12 protein-coding genes are annotated in these 18,703 nt (G+C 43.1%); 9 read left to right on the top strand and 3 right to left on the bottom strand.

Translation table 11 applies throughout. The features are described 5' to 3' along the window. Positions 1-459, bottom strand: coding sequence for a copper resistance protein NlpE (locus QK890_RS11880; RefSeq protein ID WP_122296700.1), 459 nt, complete (start codon positions 457-459; stop codon positions 1-3). 120 nt (positions 460-579) lie between these two features. Between QK890_RS11880 and QK890_RS11875 the strand changes: the two genes are divergently transcribed. Beyond that, the gene (locus QK890_RS11875) at positions 580-1,764 is read left to right on the top strand and encodes an aminopeptidase C (RefSeq protein WP_005807760.1); all 1,185 of its coding nucleotides are present in this window, start codon (positions 580-582) and stop codon (positions 1,762-1,764) included. A 91-nt stretch (positions 1,765-1,855) separates the two neighbouring features. Here QK890_RS11875 and QK890_RS11870 read toward each other — a convergent pair whose 3' ends face one another. Further along, the gene (locus QK890_RS11870) at positions 1,856-2,593 is read right to left on the bottom strand and encodes a LytTR family DNA-binding domain-containing protein (protein ID WP_032529975.1); all 738 of its coding nucleotides are present in this window, start codon (positions 2,591-2,593) and stop codon (positions 1,856-1,858) included. Beyond that, entirely contained in the window at positions 2,590-3,711 is a 1,122-nt protein-coding gene (locus tag QK890_RS11865) for a sensor histidine kinase (RefSeq protein ID WP_032540252.1), read from the bottom strand. The genes QK890_RS11870 and QK890_RS11865 overlap by 4 nt, the downstream gene beginning before the upstream one ends. A gap of 232 nt (positions 3,712-3,943) precedes the next feature. On the opposite strand from QK890_RS11865, the gene QK890_RS11860 reads away from it, so the two are divergent. The 8 genes from QK890_RS11860 (at position 3,944) to QK890_RS11825 (ending at position 18,109) form a co-directional block, all read left to right on the top strand. Further along, positions 3,944-4,624 (top strand): hypothetical protein, encoded by a 681-nt coding sequence (locus QK890_RS11860; protein WP_032540202.1) that lies wholly within the window; start codon positions 3,944-3,946, stop codon positions 4,622-4,624. 208 nt (positions 4,625-4,832) lie between these two features. Further along, positions 4,833-5,381 carry an RNA polymerase sigma-70 factor gene (locus QK890_RS11855; RefSeq protein ID WP_032540203.1) on the top strand — a complete coding sequence of 183 codons (549 nt, stop codon included), beginning with the start codon at positions 4,833-4,835 and terminating at the stop codon, positions 5,379-5,381. 67 nt (positions 5,382-5,448) lie between these two features. Further along, a complete protein-coding gene (locus QK890_RS11850; protein WP_032540204.1) occupies positions 5,449-6,414 on the top strand; it encodes a FecR family protein in 966 nt (321 codons plus the stop codon). A 235-nt stretch (positions 6,415-6,649) separates the two neighbouring features. After that, complete coding sequence (locus QK890_RS11845; protein ID WP_367627353.1) at positions 6,650-9,985, top strand: TonB-dependent receptor; 3,336 nt, start codon at positions 6,650-6,652, stop codon at positions 9,983-9,985. 17 nt (positions 9,986-10,002) lie between these two features. Further along, entirely contained in the window at positions 10,003-11,676 is a 1,674-nt protein-coding gene (locus QK890_RS11840) for a RagB/SusD family nutrient uptake outer membrane protein (RefSeq protein WP_032540207.1), read from the top strand. A 225-nt stretch (positions 11,677-11,901) separates the two neighbouring features. Then, entirely contained in the window at positions 11,902-13,338 is a 1,437-nt protein-coding gene (locus tag QK890_RS11835) for a sialate O-acetylesterase (RefSeq protein ID WP_032540208.1), read from the top strand. Between the two features lie 17 nt (positions 13,339-13,355). Further along, entirely contained in the window at positions 13,356-16,166 is a 2,811-nt protein-coding gene (locus tag QK890_RS11830; RefSeq protein ID WP_234212322.1) for an NPCBM/NEW2 domain-containing protein, read from the top strand. Positions 16,167-16,186: 20 nt separating this feature from the next. Further along, positions 16,187-18,109, top strand: a complete 1,923-nt coding sequence (locus tag QK890_RS11825) for a glycoside hydrolase family 97 protein (RefSeq protein WP_032540210.1) — start codon at positions 16,187-16,189, stop codon at positions 18,107-18,109. Positions 18,110-18,703: the final 594 nt, after the last annotated feature.

Raw genomic sequence — 18,703 nt, 5'->3', positions numbered from 1 at the left:
CTAATCACAGAACACTTCTTCCTGCTTCAGAACGTAAGCATCGGCCAAAGCACCGGTAGCAGGTTGTTTCTCATTGTTCAGCATCACCAGGCTGCCCTCCTGCACCTTAAAGTAAGAGACTTCGCCTCCTTTTTCAGTAAGTGTCAGCAGATTGTCTTTTACCGTGAATGTGCCGGTTTCATCAAACTCGGCATCTTTGCGGTCAATGTAAAGCCAGTGGTATGTATAAGTGCGGTCCTTTTTCAGGGTCAGAGTCAGTTCTATACCCGGACAATCGGCAGCCGGAGTCGTACCTTTGTAAACTCCATAGTAATCGAGAGAGGTTTCGGCTGTATGCATATCTACCACTTGTGTGGTATCGTTGCCCGCCGCAGACACATCGGCTTTCTTCGCATTTGTACAACCTACGGCAGTTAAAGTGATGAATGCTGCTGCCATCCAATAAAGATTCTTTTTCATCGGTTTAAGTTTTTATAAATGAAACATTAAAATATTGATAGCAAAGATAAGCGTTCATTTCCATATTTAAGGATATTCAGCTATCTTTGTCGCATAAATATTAATAAAAACGACATAATAATGAAAAAGACAATCCTCCTGGCCGCTTTAGGCTTGATTAGTCTGAGCGCATTGGGCAAAGACAAACCAAAAGAAGAAGGCTTCGTTTTCACGACAGTGAAAGAAAACCCGATTACATCCATCAAAAACCAGAATCGTTCAAGCACTTGCTGGAGCTTCTCGAGCCTCGGCTTCCTCGAATCGGAACTGCTCCGTACGGGAAAAGGCGAATACGATCTTTCTGAAATGTTCGTTGTACACCACACAATGGTTGACCGCGCCGTTAACTATGTCCGCTATCATGGCGACAGCTCCTTCTCTCCGGGCGGAAGCTTCTATGACATCATGTTCTGTATGAAGAACTACGGACTTGTTCCGCAAGAAGCCATGCCGGGAATCATGTATGGTGACTCACTGCCCGTTCACAACGAACTGGATGCAACAGCGGAAGGTTATGTAAACGCCATTGCCAAAGGCAAACTGAAGAAACTGACTCCGGTATGGAAAAAGGGTCTTTGCGCCATCTATGACACTTACCTCGGACAATGTCCGGAGAACTTCACTTACAAAGGTAAAGAATATACTCCGATGACTTTTGCACAGTCTCTGGGTTTGAATCCGGACGACTATGTATCTCTGACTTCATACACACACCACCCCTTCTATTCACAGTTTGCCATCGAAATTCAGGACAACTGGCGCAACGGATTGTCATACAACCTGCCGCTTGACGAATTCATGGCTGTAATGGACAATGCTGTAAAAAACGGATACACGTTCGCATGGGGTAGTGACGTCAGCGAAGAAGGATTTACCCGTGACGGCATCGCTGTAATGCCGGACGCAGCCAAGGGTGCTGAACTGACAGGTTCGGATATGGCCCGCTGGACCGGAATGACCGCCGCTGACAAACGCAAAGAACTGACTTCAAAGCCACTGCCGGAAATTAAAGTTACCCAGGAAATGCGCCAGACGGCTTTCGATAACTGGGAAACAACCGATGACCACGGAATGATTATCTACGGTATCGCCAAAGATCAGAACGGAAAAGAATACTTTATGGTGAAAAACTCTTGGGGCACTAATAACAAGTACAAAGGTACCTGGTATGCTTCTAAAGCTTTCGTTGCTTACAAGACTATGAATATTCTGGTTCACAAAGACGCGCTTCCTAAAGATATCGCAAAGAAACTGGGAATCAAGTAAGAAACTACAAGTTACAGAGCCACGGGCTGTAGTCTGCAAGGTGTAATCCACTTGTAGATTACAGCCCGTTCTTATGGCCTGTAACCCGACCTTAACTGCTGATACAAATCTTGTTGATATATTCTGTAAACCTCTCCTTATAATTGTCGCCGACAGGTATGTATATATTCTTATTAAAAATGATGCGCAACCGTGAGACCTCCGTTATTTTCCGGAGATTGACGATATAGGAGCGATGTACTCTCATAAACATTTCTTGCGGCAGACGCTCTTCCAGTCTTCTCATACTCAGCAGAGTGACTACCGGCTTATCCGCCATATTCGTGTAAATGCGCACATACTCGCTCATGCCTTCGATATAACAAATATCCGCCACATTGATACGGATAATCCTGGATTCAGACTTCACAAACAACGAACCGTCCCGTTCCAGCAAATCCGGTTCTGCCCCTCCCCCGTAATCCTGCAAATGATACTCAAACTGCCTACGTGCCTTATCCGCCGCCTTCAGGAGATCCTGAAACTCGAACGGCTTCAACAGATAGTCCACCGCATCCACTTTAAAACCTTCAACAGCATATTCCGGATAGGCGGTAGTAAACACAATCAGAGGTTTCACTACCAATGAACGCACCAGATCGAGTCCGTTCAGGTCCGGCATATGAATATCGACAAACATCAAGTCAATTTCTTCTTCAGAAAGCACCTGCATGGCACCGAAAGCATCCTGACAGGAAGCAATTAGTTGCAGGAAAGGGACACGTGAAATATAACCTACCAATTGTTCAAGCGCCAACGGCTCGTCATCAATAGCAATGCATTTTATCATAACAGAGGAATGATTAATAAAACGTTAAAACTACCCTCGCGCTCGTTGATAGACAGGGTATAGTCCTGCCCGAACAAAAGCCTCAACCGCTTACGGACATTTTCCAATCCGATGCCATGATTCTGTTCACCGGATTTTCCCCAATTGCTGTTGGAACAGCGAAACGCAAGTTTCCCATCTTCTATAGTCATGGCAACCCGTATGAACGACTCTTTCTGATAACTCACTCCATGCTTAAATGCATTCTCTACAAAAGAGATAAAGAGTAAAGGCGGTATCTGTACTTTTGGTATTTCGCCGGGCATGTCGCACATGATGCAAACCTTATCGGTATAACGAAGCTTCATCAGGGTAATATAGTTATCGAGAAACTGTATCTCACGCGAAAGCAAAATCGTTTTATTACTTGCTTCGTAAAGCACATAACGCATTAGTTTAGAGAGTTCGACAATGGTCTTCTTGGCTTTCCCGGCATCCATATCGACCAGTGCATGAATGTTGTTGAGCGTATTCATAAAAAAATGCGGATTGATCTGATACTTCAGATATTGCAATTCCGATTGCAGATGCTGGTGTTCCAACTCTTTCAGTGCCTCTTCATCCCGCATGGACTTGAATAGAAGCTTGATAGCCACATTGAACCCCACCACCAGCAAAGCCAGTGAGAAACGTCCAAAAAGATAGCCCGGCAAAGGATAAGGCCCCTGCCGGAGCGGATCCATCACTCGCTTGGGCATGGGTGGTTGCGACGAATGTTCTTCATAAATATAACCGGGAGGAACGGGCATCGGGTTGTTGAACTGCTTGTGCCTCGGTCGGCTGAAGGAGGGATATAAGAAAAAAAGCAGAACAATGACTCCTATCAATGAAAATGCATACTGCCAATATTGCTTCCGAAGCAACAATCGGGGGGCAAGTAAATAGTTGTTCACTACAAAAAGCAGAAAAAAGGGTAACGTCAACAGCCATGCCACCCGTATGGTCTGCCAGCTGAAAGTATGTATCGAACTGATGGATGAAAACAGATAGTCACCCACCAACGGTACGAAGATGACAGTCAGCCAGATGACGAGATAAACCACCTGCTCCAGTAATTGCTGCTTATTAATCTGTTTCATTATGATAAAGTCTTTCTGAAGATTAGTCCACAAAAATACTCCCTTTTGTCCATACCCGGCAAAAGAACTCGACAAAGAGGGACGTTTTGACGATAAAGCATGGTAAATCATGAACTTCCCTTTTCTCCGCCGGTGCATTTATTCGTTACCCTGAAAAGATCGATGCCCCTCAGCCACGAATTTTGCCAGTAATTGCCTATCTTTGCAGCCCGAAAAATAATCCGCCATTTTAATGAAGAAATTAGCCATACTTGCAGCTTTCATCCTTTGCCCCTTTGCCATACAGGCACAAGAAGTATTTATCAATGCCGACCTGGTAAGCAGTTACATCTGGCGTGGAATGAAGAATGGAAATGCTTCCGTACAGCCTACTCTCGGTGTAGAGTGGAAAGGATGGACCCTATCGGCATGGGGATCGACAGAATTCAGAAACGAGAATAATGAAATAGACCTTACGCTGGAGTATGAATATAAAAACCTCCAACTGTACCTTAATAACTACTTTTACCAAAGTGAAGACGAACCATTCAACTATTTCCACTATACTCCCCGCACCACAGGTCACACCTTTGAAGCAGGAGCTGTCTATACCATTAGTGAAAGTTTCCCGTTATCGTTGGCCTGGTATACCACCTTTGTCGGAAACGATTACCGGGAAAATGAAAGACGTGCCTGGTCCAGTTATTGCGAACTCAGCTATCCATTCACTGTAAAGGGAGTAGACTTGGCTGTCGAAGCCGGGTTCACCCCATGGGAAGGAGAATACGCTGACAAATTTAATGTAGTTAATGTCGGGCTTTCGGCTACCAAAACATTGAATATTTCATCCGGATTCACTCCATCTGTTTTTGGTAAACTGATAGCTAATCCATACGAAAACCAACTCTATTTTGTTTTCGGAATAAGTTTGTAGACAATTGGCATTTCCATATTTCTTTTTATCTTTGCAACATCAGTCCTTATCAATATAAGCAAATTGCCATATACTAAAACTGCTGTGGCCTGCTGAATGCACGTATTTTTGTCACGAGAGTCCTTAATTTCTCAGACTTTCGCAAACAATAACACTCTTTTATATTCAACGAAAATGAACATATAAAACAAATTCAATATTCGGGTAAATGATAGATTTTGAAAAATTTTATACCACGTGGTATTCACGGGCCAAACACTTCGCAAACGAATATGTATACTCCGAAGATGATGCGGAAAATATCGTCCAAGATGTATTTCTACATTTATATGAACGGCGTGACCTGCTGGACGCATACGCTAACCTGACAGCTTATCTTTTCACTTCCATTAAAAACAGCTGTCTGAACTATTTACGTAAAAGAATGCTCGAGCAAGAAGCTGTACTTGATATGCAAAATGAATTCAATATGGCTATGCGCATGAAATATGATTCTTTAGAAATACTTAACACCCATTTCCCCGATGAAACCTGCATAGAGGAACTATTAGACAATGCCTTTCAGACACTTCCTGAACGATGTCGGAAAATCTTCATCATGAACAAACTGGAAGGAAAAAAACAAAAGCAAATCGCTGAAGAACTACAAATTTCCATCAATACCGTAGAGTCTCAAATGGCCATTGCCTACAAGAGGTTACGGGAAGAATTAAAAGATAACCTACCTCTATTTCTCTTTTTATTTGTCCTATCTTAATTTTTTTTATTTTTATTTTAGCGGATTTTCTCACTTCCATTGTTTACATAATATAGACAAGCCCGAAATGGATAATCGAATTATAAAATATTACGCAGGAGAACTCAGCAAAGAAGAAAGGAGAACTTTACTGCAAGAAGCCTTTTCCAACCAAGAATTGAAAAAGGAGATGATGTACTGTCAGCAACTGCAATCGCTGATGAAGCTACACCCGCAAGAGAAACAGGAAATAATAGGTGAAGAGAGCCTCAGGCACTTCCTGCAAGTGCGCCAAGCTGAAAAAGGAAGAAGAGTGTTGCTGTCTTTTTTACGTTATGCCGCAATTGTCGTCCTCTGTATAAGCGTCACATGGTGGTGGACTACCTTTTCACCCGGCAAGGCAGATGCCCCCCATCCACTCACCCAGAAATTATCTGTCCCGGCAGGGCAACGTGCACATATCACATTGCCGGACGGCAGTAAAGTATGGGTAAACGCAAATTCGGTCCTTACTTATCCATCGGCATTCAGTGAAGAGCGTCGGGTGAAGCTAACTGGAGAAGCATTCTTTGAGGTAGCCAAAAGCCCCACACCTTTCATAGTATCCACAGGGAAAGTAGACATAAAAGCATTGGGAACACAATTCAATGTATTCAATTATCCGGAAGAAGATCTGACAGTATCCCTGCTCGAAGGTTCCGTGAGGGTTTATCTCCCACACAAAGAACAATGCGGAATGGTATTGCAACCTAAACAGAAACTGACCGAAACTCAAGGACACTTCTCTGTGAAACCTATCACGCAAAACCCTGTCCTTTGGAAAGAAGGTCTCTATACTTTTGAGAAACAGAAATTAAAAGATATAGTGAAAAAGCTGGAATTATATTACGATATAAAAATTACCATCAAAGACACATCTATCCAGGAATACGAATACACTGGAAAATTTCGACAACGCGATGGCGTAATGGAAGTATTGCAGATCATCCGGAAAATACATCCGTTCAAAATAAAGAAAAATGAAAACACGAATGAAATTATATTATACCGTTAACTAATTGTCAAACTAAAAAATCAAAAACTATGAGTCCATAAACAAACACCACTACCCATTGCAATCCTAAAAAGTCGATAGGTGCGCCAACACCTACCGACCGGGATTAAGCAAGGCATTCCGAAATTCTTTCAAAGACAGAATCATTAACTTAATTGAATACAAAGATATGAAAATAAAACCTTTGTTAGTACATCTTTTGTACCTAAAAATGAAAAACAGAACATTAAATATTATGAAAACAGCCCTGTTTATGATGTTCACCTGTGCTTTTCAACTGTATGCTTCGAGCGGAATAGCACAAAACGCAATAATCGAACTGCCTTCTAACTCTATAACAATAGAGACATTATTTTCTGAAATCGAAAAACAAACCAAGTGTCTGGTGGTATACGCCAGCCATGAATTGGATGTGAAAACGATGATTACGCTATCGCACAAGAAGGCCAAAGTGAGCGACATGCTGAAAGAACTGCTGAAAAATACAGATTTGAAGTATGAGCATACAAATGATTACATCATATTTTCAAAAAAAGTAAATGGAATCCATACAATACAACAAAATAAAATTAAGATAACCGGCATCGTTCTTGATAAAAACGGAGAAGCTATTATTGGTGCCACCGTGCTTGAGCAAGGTACAGAAGCTAACGGAACCGTTACCGACATTAACGGCCGATTTAATCTTGAAGTAACTCACAAGGCTTCTCTAACCATTTCCTATATAGGCTATGTCAACCAGACGGTTTCTTTGAATGGAAAGAAATCAATTACAATTACACTGCAAGAAGATTCACAGGAGCTGGAAGAAATAGTCGTAATAGGTTACGGAACTCAAAAGAAGGTTAACCTGACCGGATCGGTAGCCTCCATTAATTCTAAAACCATCGAAAATGTTCCCGCCGCCAATCTCTCAAATGCTTTGAGCGGACGGTTGGCAGGGGTCAATATCACCCAAACTGCCGGAAAACCGGGCGGAGGTTCGTCTGTTTCCATCCGTGCCGATGGAACGTGGAATCAAACGACTCCACTCTATGTCATCGATGGTGTAGTTCGCGATAAATTTGCATTCGACGGATTGGATGCCAGCGAAGTAGAGAACCTTTCCGTACTAAAGGATGGTGCTTCCGCTGCTATTTATGGCTCACGCGCAGCCAATGGAGTTATTCTGGTAACTACTAAAAAAGGTAAAATAGGAAAACCGACTATCAACTACACCGGATCAGTTGGTATTTCAGATGCAACTAAGATACCTGAAGTATTCGATACGTATCGACAAGCGCTATATACCAACGATGCCTTGCGCCATGTCCGGGTGCCCGAAGGTGACATGCAATATTACACTGACGATGAACTACAATATTTTAAAGACAATTCTTACAACTGGATTGACGAAGCATGGAAATCTCCCATCGTTACCCGCCACTCTTTGAATGTAAACGGAGGAAATGACAGAGTGCAATACTTCATTGGAGGGAACTATTATTATGAAACAGGTTCGTTTGACAATCTTAATTTCAAAAAATATAGCATCCGAAGCAATATCGATGTCAATATTATAAAGGGACTGAAGGCTTCTTTACACCTGAATATGGACACCCGAAACGATCGCAAACCTTACTGGAAATGGGATAACGACAATGACAACATGGGTAATCTCTATAACGGACTATTACGCCGTGGTCTTTTTGCCCCCTATATCGATGGAAAACCCAACGGGACATTCCTGGCATGGCACCCCATGGAGGTTATTAACGGGAATAGCGGTTATAATAAAAAGCGTTATTCCAACTACGAGATAAATGTAGCTCTCCAATACGATATTCCTTTCATTAAAGGCTTAAGCCTGAAACTGTCATACAACCGGTATGAGCGGCATACTTTCATCAAACGTTTCAGTCGCCCCTACGACTTGTACGTATTTAAAACAACCGGCGCACACAATCATATCCCAACCAATGAAATTGATTATGTCAAAACCAGAGATGATGGAGACTTTCTGTATGAGAAATACAATAATGATAACAGTTATCAGTTGAACGCCATGGTTACCTACAACAAGACCTTCGGCAAACACGATATCAACGCATTGTTTGTATACGAACAGTATGAAGGTACTAACGACTGGCTGGACGGGCAACGAAATTATTTCATCTCCTCTGCCGTAGATCAAATATTCGCAGGTAGTTCCGATCCAAAGAATTCGACACTAAACGGAAGTGGTTCAGAAGGCGGACGTCTTTCGTATGTAGGCCGGCTGGGCTATACTTATGATAGTAAATACTTGCTGGAAGCCTCTTTCCGCTATGACGGTTCTGTCAATTTCGATCCAAAACACCGCTGGGGCTTCTTCCCTTCCGCATCTGTCGCCTGGCGTATTTCAGAAGAAAATTTCTTTAAAAACAACATCGGGTTTATAGACTACCTGAAACTTCGTGGATCAGTCGGTTTGCTAGGTAACGATGCTGTAGGCGGCTGGCAGTGGATGCAACGCTATAACCTCAACTCAGGCGCCTACTTCGGTTCGTTGAGCAACGGGGTATCAGCCAGTGTAATCCCCAATACAGAAATTACATGGGAAAAATCATTGGATATAGATTATGGATTTGATATGCAAATTCTACGTAATCGTCTGTCATTAAGTGTCGGTGGATTTTACAAACATACCTACGACATTTTAGGTGACCGCCTGGCCAGCCTGCCTTCTACTTTTGGTGGCACCATGCCCAAAGAAAACTATGCCACCATCGATACCAAAGGCTTCGAAATAGAGCTCTCATATAAGGATAAGATAGGGGACGATTTCAGTTACAACATAAGCGGAAACCTCGGATATGCAGTCAACGAACTAATTACCAAAGACGAAGCTGAAAATATTCGTCCTTACAAATCAGAGTTAGGATACAATACGGACCGACAAATGGGCTATGTAGCTACAGACATTATCCGTACACAAACCGAACTCGATGCCCTGCCCGAAGGATATACCATCTTTGGTAAAAAGCCCGAATTGGGAATGTTGAACTATAAAGATATCAGAGGTGCCAACTCTGATGAACCGGATGGAAAGATCGATAGTAATGATCAGGAATGGGTAATCAAACACACCAAGTCTCCAATCAATTACGGTTTCTCCGTAGGAGGATCATGGAAAGGACTGAGTGTCGACCTGTTCTTCCAGGGTGTAGCCGGTGGAAAACGTTTCTATGACAAACGTATAGAATGGGGTGGAATGGAAGAAACGTCATACGCATTCAGGGCAGACTACTGGACTCCTGAAAACACGGATGCCAAATATCCCGCAGCCGGATGGGAAAACGGAGCCGGAGAAGCATCAACATTCTGGATTCAAGATACTTCTTTCCTACGCTTGAAGAACGTGAGCATCACTTATCAACTCCCGCAACCATTGGTTTCAAGATGGGGGCTCTCACAAATGCGATTCTTCCTGATAGGAACTAATTTGTTCCTATTACAAGATAAAATAAAAGACTATGACCCTGAAAATTCAAGTATCATGAATTACCCGTTAATGAAAACCTATTCATTCGGTGTTAATGTTAGTTTCTAATATAATATTAAATTATTATGAAAACAAAATATATAGCAATCTTAGTATTGACAGTCATTCTTTCTGGCTGTATAGATGTATTAAACAAGAAAGACTTATCTGCCATCACAGAAAAGGACGTATGGAATAATGCCCAATATGCCACTGCCTATCTTAATAAGCTATATCGTGACAATCTGCCGGGATGGGATCAAGATGTAGCAGGTTATTCGGACGAGGCTTATGGAGAGACCGGTATATTGTACGGACAACTTACCACCAATTCCATAGATACTTGGAATTACAGCAGCATTCGTAACATTAATATCATGCTGAACAGCATTAAGACCGGCGATCTGGATGCAGAAACCAAAGCCTCCTTAAGGGCACAGGCTCTAGTGCTCAGGGCATGGCGGTATTTCCAGATGGTGCGCCAATATGGAGGCGTGCCCATGATCATGGAACCGCAGGCACTGACCGATGATTTGTATGTTACCCGCAACAAGACCTCAGAGTGTATCAATTTGATCATTCAGGATTTGGATGAAGCCATTCAAGATTTGCCATGGAAATGGACAGGCGATGACGAAGGACGTTTCAGCAAAGCCACAGCCATAGCACTAAAAGGTCGCATCTTGCTGTATTATGCCAGTCCGCAATTTAATCCGGAAAATAAAGCGGAACGCTGGGAAACAGCTTATGCCTATAACAAGGAGGCTGCCGAACAAATAGAAACGAACGGTTATGATTTGTATGAAAGCTATGAAAATATCTGGTTCGATGAAATGAATAAGGAAGTTTTGTTCGTGACGCGCTATCAAGAACCCGACATCGTACATCACTGGGATGCGGCAACCCGTCCGTTATCGGAAGCTCAGAATTATTCGGGAGCCAACCAACCCACTAAGGAAATGGTAGAATCTTACCCAATGATCACAGGCGTTCCTATCACAGAATCAGCAGATTATGATCCGCTTCATTTCTGGAGAAATCGTGATCCACGGTTTACCAGTACGATAGCCTACAACGGCTGCCTATGGGAACTTAGTGGCAAAAAAGACAGAATCCAATGGACTTACCAAGGCAGTTCCACCCTCAACCCCTCTGCCAGCGGATTCTACTGCCGGAAAGCCATCAACGTAAATTTCACCCCTTATGATACCGAAAGAAGTAGTACGGACTGGGTGGAAATACGCTTTGCCGAAGTGCTGATGAATTACGCCGAATGCGCTGCCGAAACTCAGAAATACGATGAAGCATATAGTGTATTGAAACGTATCCGTAAACGCGCCGGAATAACAGCCGGAGACAATAATATGTACGGATTAAAAGAAAACATGTCACACAATGAAATGATAGCCGCTATCATGCTGGAACGCAAGATAGAATTTGCCTATGAAGGAAAACGATATTGGGACTTACGCCGTCGGCGCATGTTTGCTTCCGAAATGAATGGAATCAAGCGCCATGGCCTTTTACCCAAACTAAAAGGGTCTCCAACAGAATTTGATAATCTAAAAGATAAAGTAGATATAGAGAAAGACTATACCACTTATTTTAAAGACTCAATAGTGGTATTGGATCAGAAATATGAAATTGATTTTCAAGATAATTACTATTTTTATGCCATTCCTAACAAGCATCTGGAGCAAAACTCTAAATTGCAGCAGACACAAGGCTGGGATAATGGGACATTCAATCCTTACGAATAATATAGAATAAGATAACGGTAGACAAAAGACAGAGATGCCTTGAAAAAACATCTCTGTCTTTCTAAAAGGAGAATAAAGTCTCCGGTAAAAAGAAAATCATCCATCTTTTTTTTACAAAAGTACATTGATTTATATCATTCTATTCTCTTTCTTTACAAACGAATTTAAAGCAAAGCTGTTTGCTTTAATAATACCTTTATATATTCACCTTAGTAATATAGCATTATGAATGTTTCCAGAAGAATTGCATTTTTATCTTTAGTCCTATGCAGCAGCCTGATTATCAAAGGGCAAACTTCTACCCGGCTATCTTTGCCTGCCATCTTTTCGAATCATATCGTACTCCAGCAACAAAGTTCAGCCCCCATCTGGGGATGGGGAGAAGCCGGCACAAAAGTTAAAATAGTAGGAAGTTGGGCGCAAAAAGACACTATCGAGACTCTTATTGACGACTGCGGGCATTGGAAAACCAAAATACCTACCACCCAACATGGCGGTCCTTATACCCTACAACTATTTTCTAACAACATGAAAGGAAATAAAATCGAGTTGAAAGACGTTATGTTGGGAGAGGTATGGCTATGCAGCGGGCAGTCGAATATGGAATGGTGTCCCAATAACGGCATCCCCAATCAACAAGAGGAAATTGCGACAGCCATACACCCCAACCTTCGTTTTTTCAGCCTGAACAAGCAAGGTAGCCGAACCTTACAGGAAGACTGCTATGCGCAATGGGAAAAATGTACACCGGAAGTCATGCGACAACGAAGTGCTGTCGCCTATTTCTTCGGTAAGCACCTGCAACAGAAGCTGAATGTTCCGATAGGGTTGATCGTTTCAGCCTGGGGAGGAACTCCGGCAGAAGTATGGACACCACGAGAGGTAGTCATGGGCACCCCCCTAATAAAAGACGCGATCATTGACAAGACATATCCCTGGTGGCCGGTAGAGCCCGGTGTGCTTTATAACAGCATGATCCATCCCTTGATGCCTTACGACATAGCCGGAACAATATGGTACCAAGGTGAATCAAACAGAGACAACCCCTCTTCATACACGACGTTGATAGAGAAAATGGTTGAAAGCTGGAGAAGTGGATTCGGCAAAGAATTTCCTTTTTACATGGTTCAAATAGCTCCGTTCAACTACGGTTCAACCCATAACGGACCTGCGCTTATACGTGAAGCGCAAGAAGAGATAACACGCAAGGTTCGCAACACAGCGCTCGTCGTTATCACAGACAAAGGCGATCCGAAAGCCATTCATCCGATTCAGAAACAAGAAGTAGGCGTACGATTAGCCAACATGGCGCTGGGCAAAAAGTACGGTTTACTGAAAGACGGATACGAAAGCCCCACCTTGGAACAAATGGTTGTTGACAAGAAAAAAGCCATACTTACTTTTAAACATGCCTCCAAAGGGTTGGTCTGTCCGGAAAAGGAAATCAGGGGGCTGCTCATAGCCGGTGAAGACGGGCGCTTCGTAGAAGCCAAAGCGCAGATAAAAGGCAACAAGATAACGGTTTACTCACCGAAAGTAAAACATCCGATAGCCGTCCGCTATTGCTTCGATGATGCCACTATCGGAAATTTATTCAATCAAGAAGGATTGCCTGTCGCTCCGTTCCGAACGGATAGTAACAAACGATGTAACAATCAATAAAAACACATTGAAATTATATGGATAAAAAAATATTACTTCTTATGGGTACTCTTTTCATATGCTTATGTGGACAAGCCCAGCACACCATCAAACTGTCCGAACTGGACTTATCTAAATTGTGGCAAGAATACGGAAAGGTACAAACCGGGAAATCGGTAAGCGGAGAGCCAGCCACCATCCAAAGACAGACTTTTAAGGACGTGATAGGCACCCATGCCCAAAGTATCTTAAAAATAGATCTGCACGGCAATGCCACACGTTTTCATGCCCAAGTGGGAGTTGCCGATTCTCAGGTGGAGGTCTCAGACAAAAGCCTGACCATCCTTCCGTTAGTTAATGGAACGAAACTCTATTTCCGCAAAGAAGGAGATGACAAACAGTTCATAGGACTGGCCGGTAAAAGTGGAAAAATAGAAAATGGATCAGTTCGGTTCGTCTTGAAAGGCGACAACAAAGAACTTTACAATAGCGGCATTGTACGTGGTAACGAGGCTCCCCAGTCCATTGATGTAAGCCTGAAGGGAGTTCGGGTTCTGGAATTGGCAGTAGAACCGACCAATGACGGTGCAAGCGGCGACAACGCTTTATGGATTGCGCCAACTATAGAATATCAATCCGATCGCCCATGCACCCTCGATGCCGGATATGCTGGAAAAGGTCCTGAAATGACAAAGACCATCTCCACTCTGTTGGCGAAAAAAATAAGTAAACTCCCTGTTTTATCCGAACCGGTTTCCAGTCAAACCAACTTTGACTGGCTGATCAGTTCCGAGAAGTCAAAAGCGGGCATTTACGCATCGGCAGATCAAAAGAGTATCATTGTGGCCAATCCGATGGTGTCACGCACTTTCCGGATATTCCCCAATCTGGCAACGACCAACTTCATCAACCGAATGACAGGAGAGAGTATGCTACGCGCTGTCAGCAGTGAAGGGAGTATACAAATTGATGGCAAGAAATGGATGATAGGCGGCTTGACCGGACAACCGGAACGAGGTTATTTAAAAGAAGAATGGATAGAAACAATGACCACCATTCCCGAATCTTTCCTCATAGAAGACTTTGAAATACTCCCTATCAAAGAAGATATAAAATGGGCACGTAGCCGCTGGGCATTGAATAAGGAGGCGGCAACAGGCTGCGAAATCATATTCACTTTGCGTGGCGATAAGGAACTAAAGGATGTCACAGTGAAGCTCCATGTTTCCGTTTATGACAAGATTCCTGTTATTCGCAAACGTTTTGAATTAGTGAACCACTCTGTTCTTCCTGTCAATATCGATGCCTTTCAAGTGGAATACCTGGCCTTTTCCGAACCGGAATCTCCCGGAGGGGGCGATCCCACCAAATTCTTTTTACCCAATATCCACATAGAAAGTGATTACGCCTGCGGCGGAAGTTTTACTGAGAAAGAAACGGATATTACGGAAAAGTGGGTAACCGATCCTGCCTATACATCTCAGCGCAACTATATGTTACAAACCCCTTGCGTGCTGGATGTCTCTCCTCCTATAGGTCCCGACCAGCGTTTGCAACCCAACGGTACATTCCGGTCTTTCAGTGTATACGAAATGCCGTTCGACAGCTACGACCGGGAGCGCAAAGGCTTATTCACTCGGAAACTATACCGCACGATAGCACCGTGGAGCACAGAAAATCCAATCTTTATGCATCTCACTTCCACGGATCCGAAGGTGGTGTACCGTGCCATCGACCAATGTGCCGAAACAGGTTACGAAATGATTATCCTCAGCTTTGGCTCCGGACTGAATGCAGAAGATATTTCTGATGCCAATATAGCAAAATACAAAGCATTTGTGGATTACGCCCGTAGCAAGGGTATTGAAATGGGTTGCTACTCACTACTTGCCAGCCGCTGGATCAGTGATGAGACAGACGTTATCAATCCAAAGACAGGTAAACGTGGGGGCATGAGATTTGGTAGTTCTCCTTGCCTCAGTAGTGATTGGGGCTACGAATACTTCCGTAAGATAAAAATTTTCTTTGAAAAAACCGGCATGCGTTGTTTTGAGCACGATGGTTCTTATCCCGGAGACTTTTGTGCTTCCACTGCCCATACCCATCATAAAGGATTGGAGGACTCACAATGGAACCAATTCTATAAGATTACGGAGCTTTATCATTGGATGTGTGAGAACGGAATATACATCAATGTACCCGACTTTTACTTCCTGAACGGTTCTACTAAAGTAGGTATCGGCTATCGCGAAGCCAACTGGTCGCTTCCACGCGATCGTCAGCTGATCCATACCCGCCAGTTGAACTATGACTGTACATGGGAACGCATTCCTTCCTCACTTTGGAGCTTTGTCCCATTAGTAGAATATCAAGGAGGCGGATCGGCTGCCACATTAGAGCCATTGAGCGAACACTTGTATGAGTATAAGACATTGATGTTTCAAAACTACGGTGCCGGTATACAAGCTTGCTACCGCGGCCCCCGCCTTTACGATACGGAAGAAACCAAGAAGGCAGTCGTGGAAGTGATTAACTGGTATAAAAAATACAGAAACATACTGAATAGCGACATTATCCATCTACGCAAACCCGATGCGCGCGATTGGGATGGCATCATGCATGCCAACCCTGCGGAAAAAGAAAAAGGGTTAGCCATGTTCTTCAATCCCACAGACAAAGAAATCATCCGCCGCATCCGGTTACCTTTATATTATACCGGCCTGACAAAAACCGCACAGATAAGAGAACAGGAGGGAACGCCCACTACCCATACCTTACAACGGGATTACTCAGTAGAACTGACTGTCAGAATTCCTGCCGGCGGATACACATGGTATGTCATTGAATAGCAACACATAAAAATTAATGTATGAAAAGTAAACTAACAATTTTCTTATTCTCCCTCTGCTTTCCCGGTTTTGCCGGATCCCAGCAGACAAAGATAAACCTCAGCACGGCAACCGGCCGACTCTGTTTCGAAGTAACCTATAAAGGCGAACCAACCATCAGTTCATCGCCCTTGGGCATGAACATTGACAATATAGATCTGGGTAAATCGGTCGAAATAAAGTCGGTCGAACAAACAGATGCGGAGTACAAAACGTATACAATAGAAAAAAAGGATGGGGACATTTATCACCTTGACATCCGCGAATTTGATAACGGAATAGCTTTAAGATACCGCATTCCATCTACAGGCAGCCGTTGTGTATATGGTGAAGAGACGTCTTTCACATTTCCAGCGGGAACCCGGGTATGGTACGCCAGCGGCCCTTTTCAATACGGATGGATACAAGCTTACCAGGATCGCACCACCGACAAGATAGAAAACGAGCTGTTGGCCCCTCCCGCCACTTTCCGTCTTCCCAACGGTACCTATGCTGCCATCACCGAGGCCAATCTGTTTAATTTTCACGGTGCAGTATTGTTTGGACATAAAAACAACAGGGTACAATTAGGCTATGTAGACAACAAAGGCCATCTGGAAACAGGAATAATCACAGGTATTCCGGCCAGTAAATACTGGCATGAAGAAGTACGCAACTCCCCTTGGATCGTCTCTCCCCGCAACGGTAGTAAGGAAATAATCACTCCCTGGCGTATCCTGATGTTATCGGAGAATCTGGATGGATTGGTTAATAATCGTATCATAGCCCAAGTATCAGACCAGCCGGAGCGTACACTTTTCCCCGAAGGAAAAAATACCCAATGGATTAAACCGGGACGTTCGGTTTTCACCTGGTTAGTGGAAGGAGAGAACAGGCTGAGCGTAGAGACTCACAAAAGATATGTTGACGGAGCAGCCGAGTTAGGTCTGGAATCTGTTGTGGTGGATGATGGCTGGGAACTTTGGCCGGAAACAGAGAAAAATGCCAATGGACGTACCAAATGGGAATTACTCAAAGAGTTAGTCGATTATGCCCGCAGCAAAAACGTAGATATCTGGGTATGGCGGCCTTCTTCTCCAAGATATGGTAATAAATCCGATGTCGGCTTGCTGGATGCGGACGAACGCAACAATTTTATGAAAAGATGTGCGGAAATCGGTGTAAAAGGATTAAAAATAGATTTCTTCCACACAGAGAATCTATTTACAGTCAATTTTATGGAGAATATATTGAAAGATGCCGCCAAAGCACATCTGATGGTTATTTTCCATGGGGTGAATAAACCTACAGGCGACAGCTATACGTATCCCAACCTGTTGGCCAAAGAGGCTGTACGCGGTTTAGAGTCCGTAGGTGGAGAAAATAACTGGGCTCCAGGCCCACCGTGGCCTTATCACAATACGGTGTTACCCTTTACCCGCTGGCTGGCAGGTCCTGCCGACTATACCCCATTGAACTTCCGCCAATTCTGCCCTCCATCTGTCACTTTCACGCATCAATTGGCGAGTATCTACACGTTCACATCGCCCATGCTGATCTTTGCAGCCGACATGGAAGATATGCTGACATGTCCGGGACGTATGTTTATTGAAGAAGTACCAGTCGTCTGGGATCAGACAAAAATTCTAAAAGAAAGCCGGATAGGCGAATTGGCCGCATTATCCAGGAGAAAAGGGGATATATGGTATCTTTCCATCTTAAATGGAGAAAAGGCTGTTACCCAAGAAATCGAATTGGACTTTTTGCCCAAAGGCAACTACCGCATGACTTATGCATCCGATGACGGAGAAAACAGAAAAAAGATTGTGATAAACAATCGAAAAATAAAATCGGGTAAAACGCTAAAAATAAAATTATTATCGGGAGGAGGTTATTTAGCCAAATTTGAAAGAACCGACAAATAGCATAAAACTAATCCCCTGCAACACATTGTCAAAGAAATAATGTGATCTATCAACCTGAGTGTGTGTCAGCACTCACCACAGAGGTCACAGAGTAACACGGAGGCGATTTAAAGTTATTGATTATTAACAAAATACTCTGTGATACTCTGTGGCACTCCGTGGTAAAAAGAGTTATGACACACCTTCAAGATTAAAAACACTTCGCCCACTGTAAACAGAACACATTTAGCAATTCAAACAGGATCGCCAGAGGAAAAAAGAACACACAAATAGAACCAACATAACAAATATCGGACATTCAATCACAAAAATTTCGAATATTTCATCGAGATTCACACCTTCTTTCTTGTAACCGACAGATTGTTACAACATACAGAACCAGAATTCGATTCACCCCCTACCTAACGCATATACTCCTATTACACAACAGATTAACTAAAGACAAAATAATAAAATACAGATTATTCCTAACAGAACTATAACCATATTAATCGGTTTTAAAGAAATACATTTTATAATGTATTAAAAAAGAACAGAATATTTTTTGTTTTTTAGATTAACAATGATGCAAATATAGCGATTATTTTAAAAATA

This window comes from Bacteroides sp. NGMCC 1.200775 (assembly GCF_040798045.1).
In the GTDB taxonomy this organism is placed as follows: Bacteria; Bacteroidota; Bacteroidia; order Bacteroidales; family Bacteroidaceae; genus Bacteroides; species Bacteroides hominis.
Note: the sequence above shows the minus strand (reverse complement) of the source record. Positions and strands in the feature narration are given on the sequence as shown.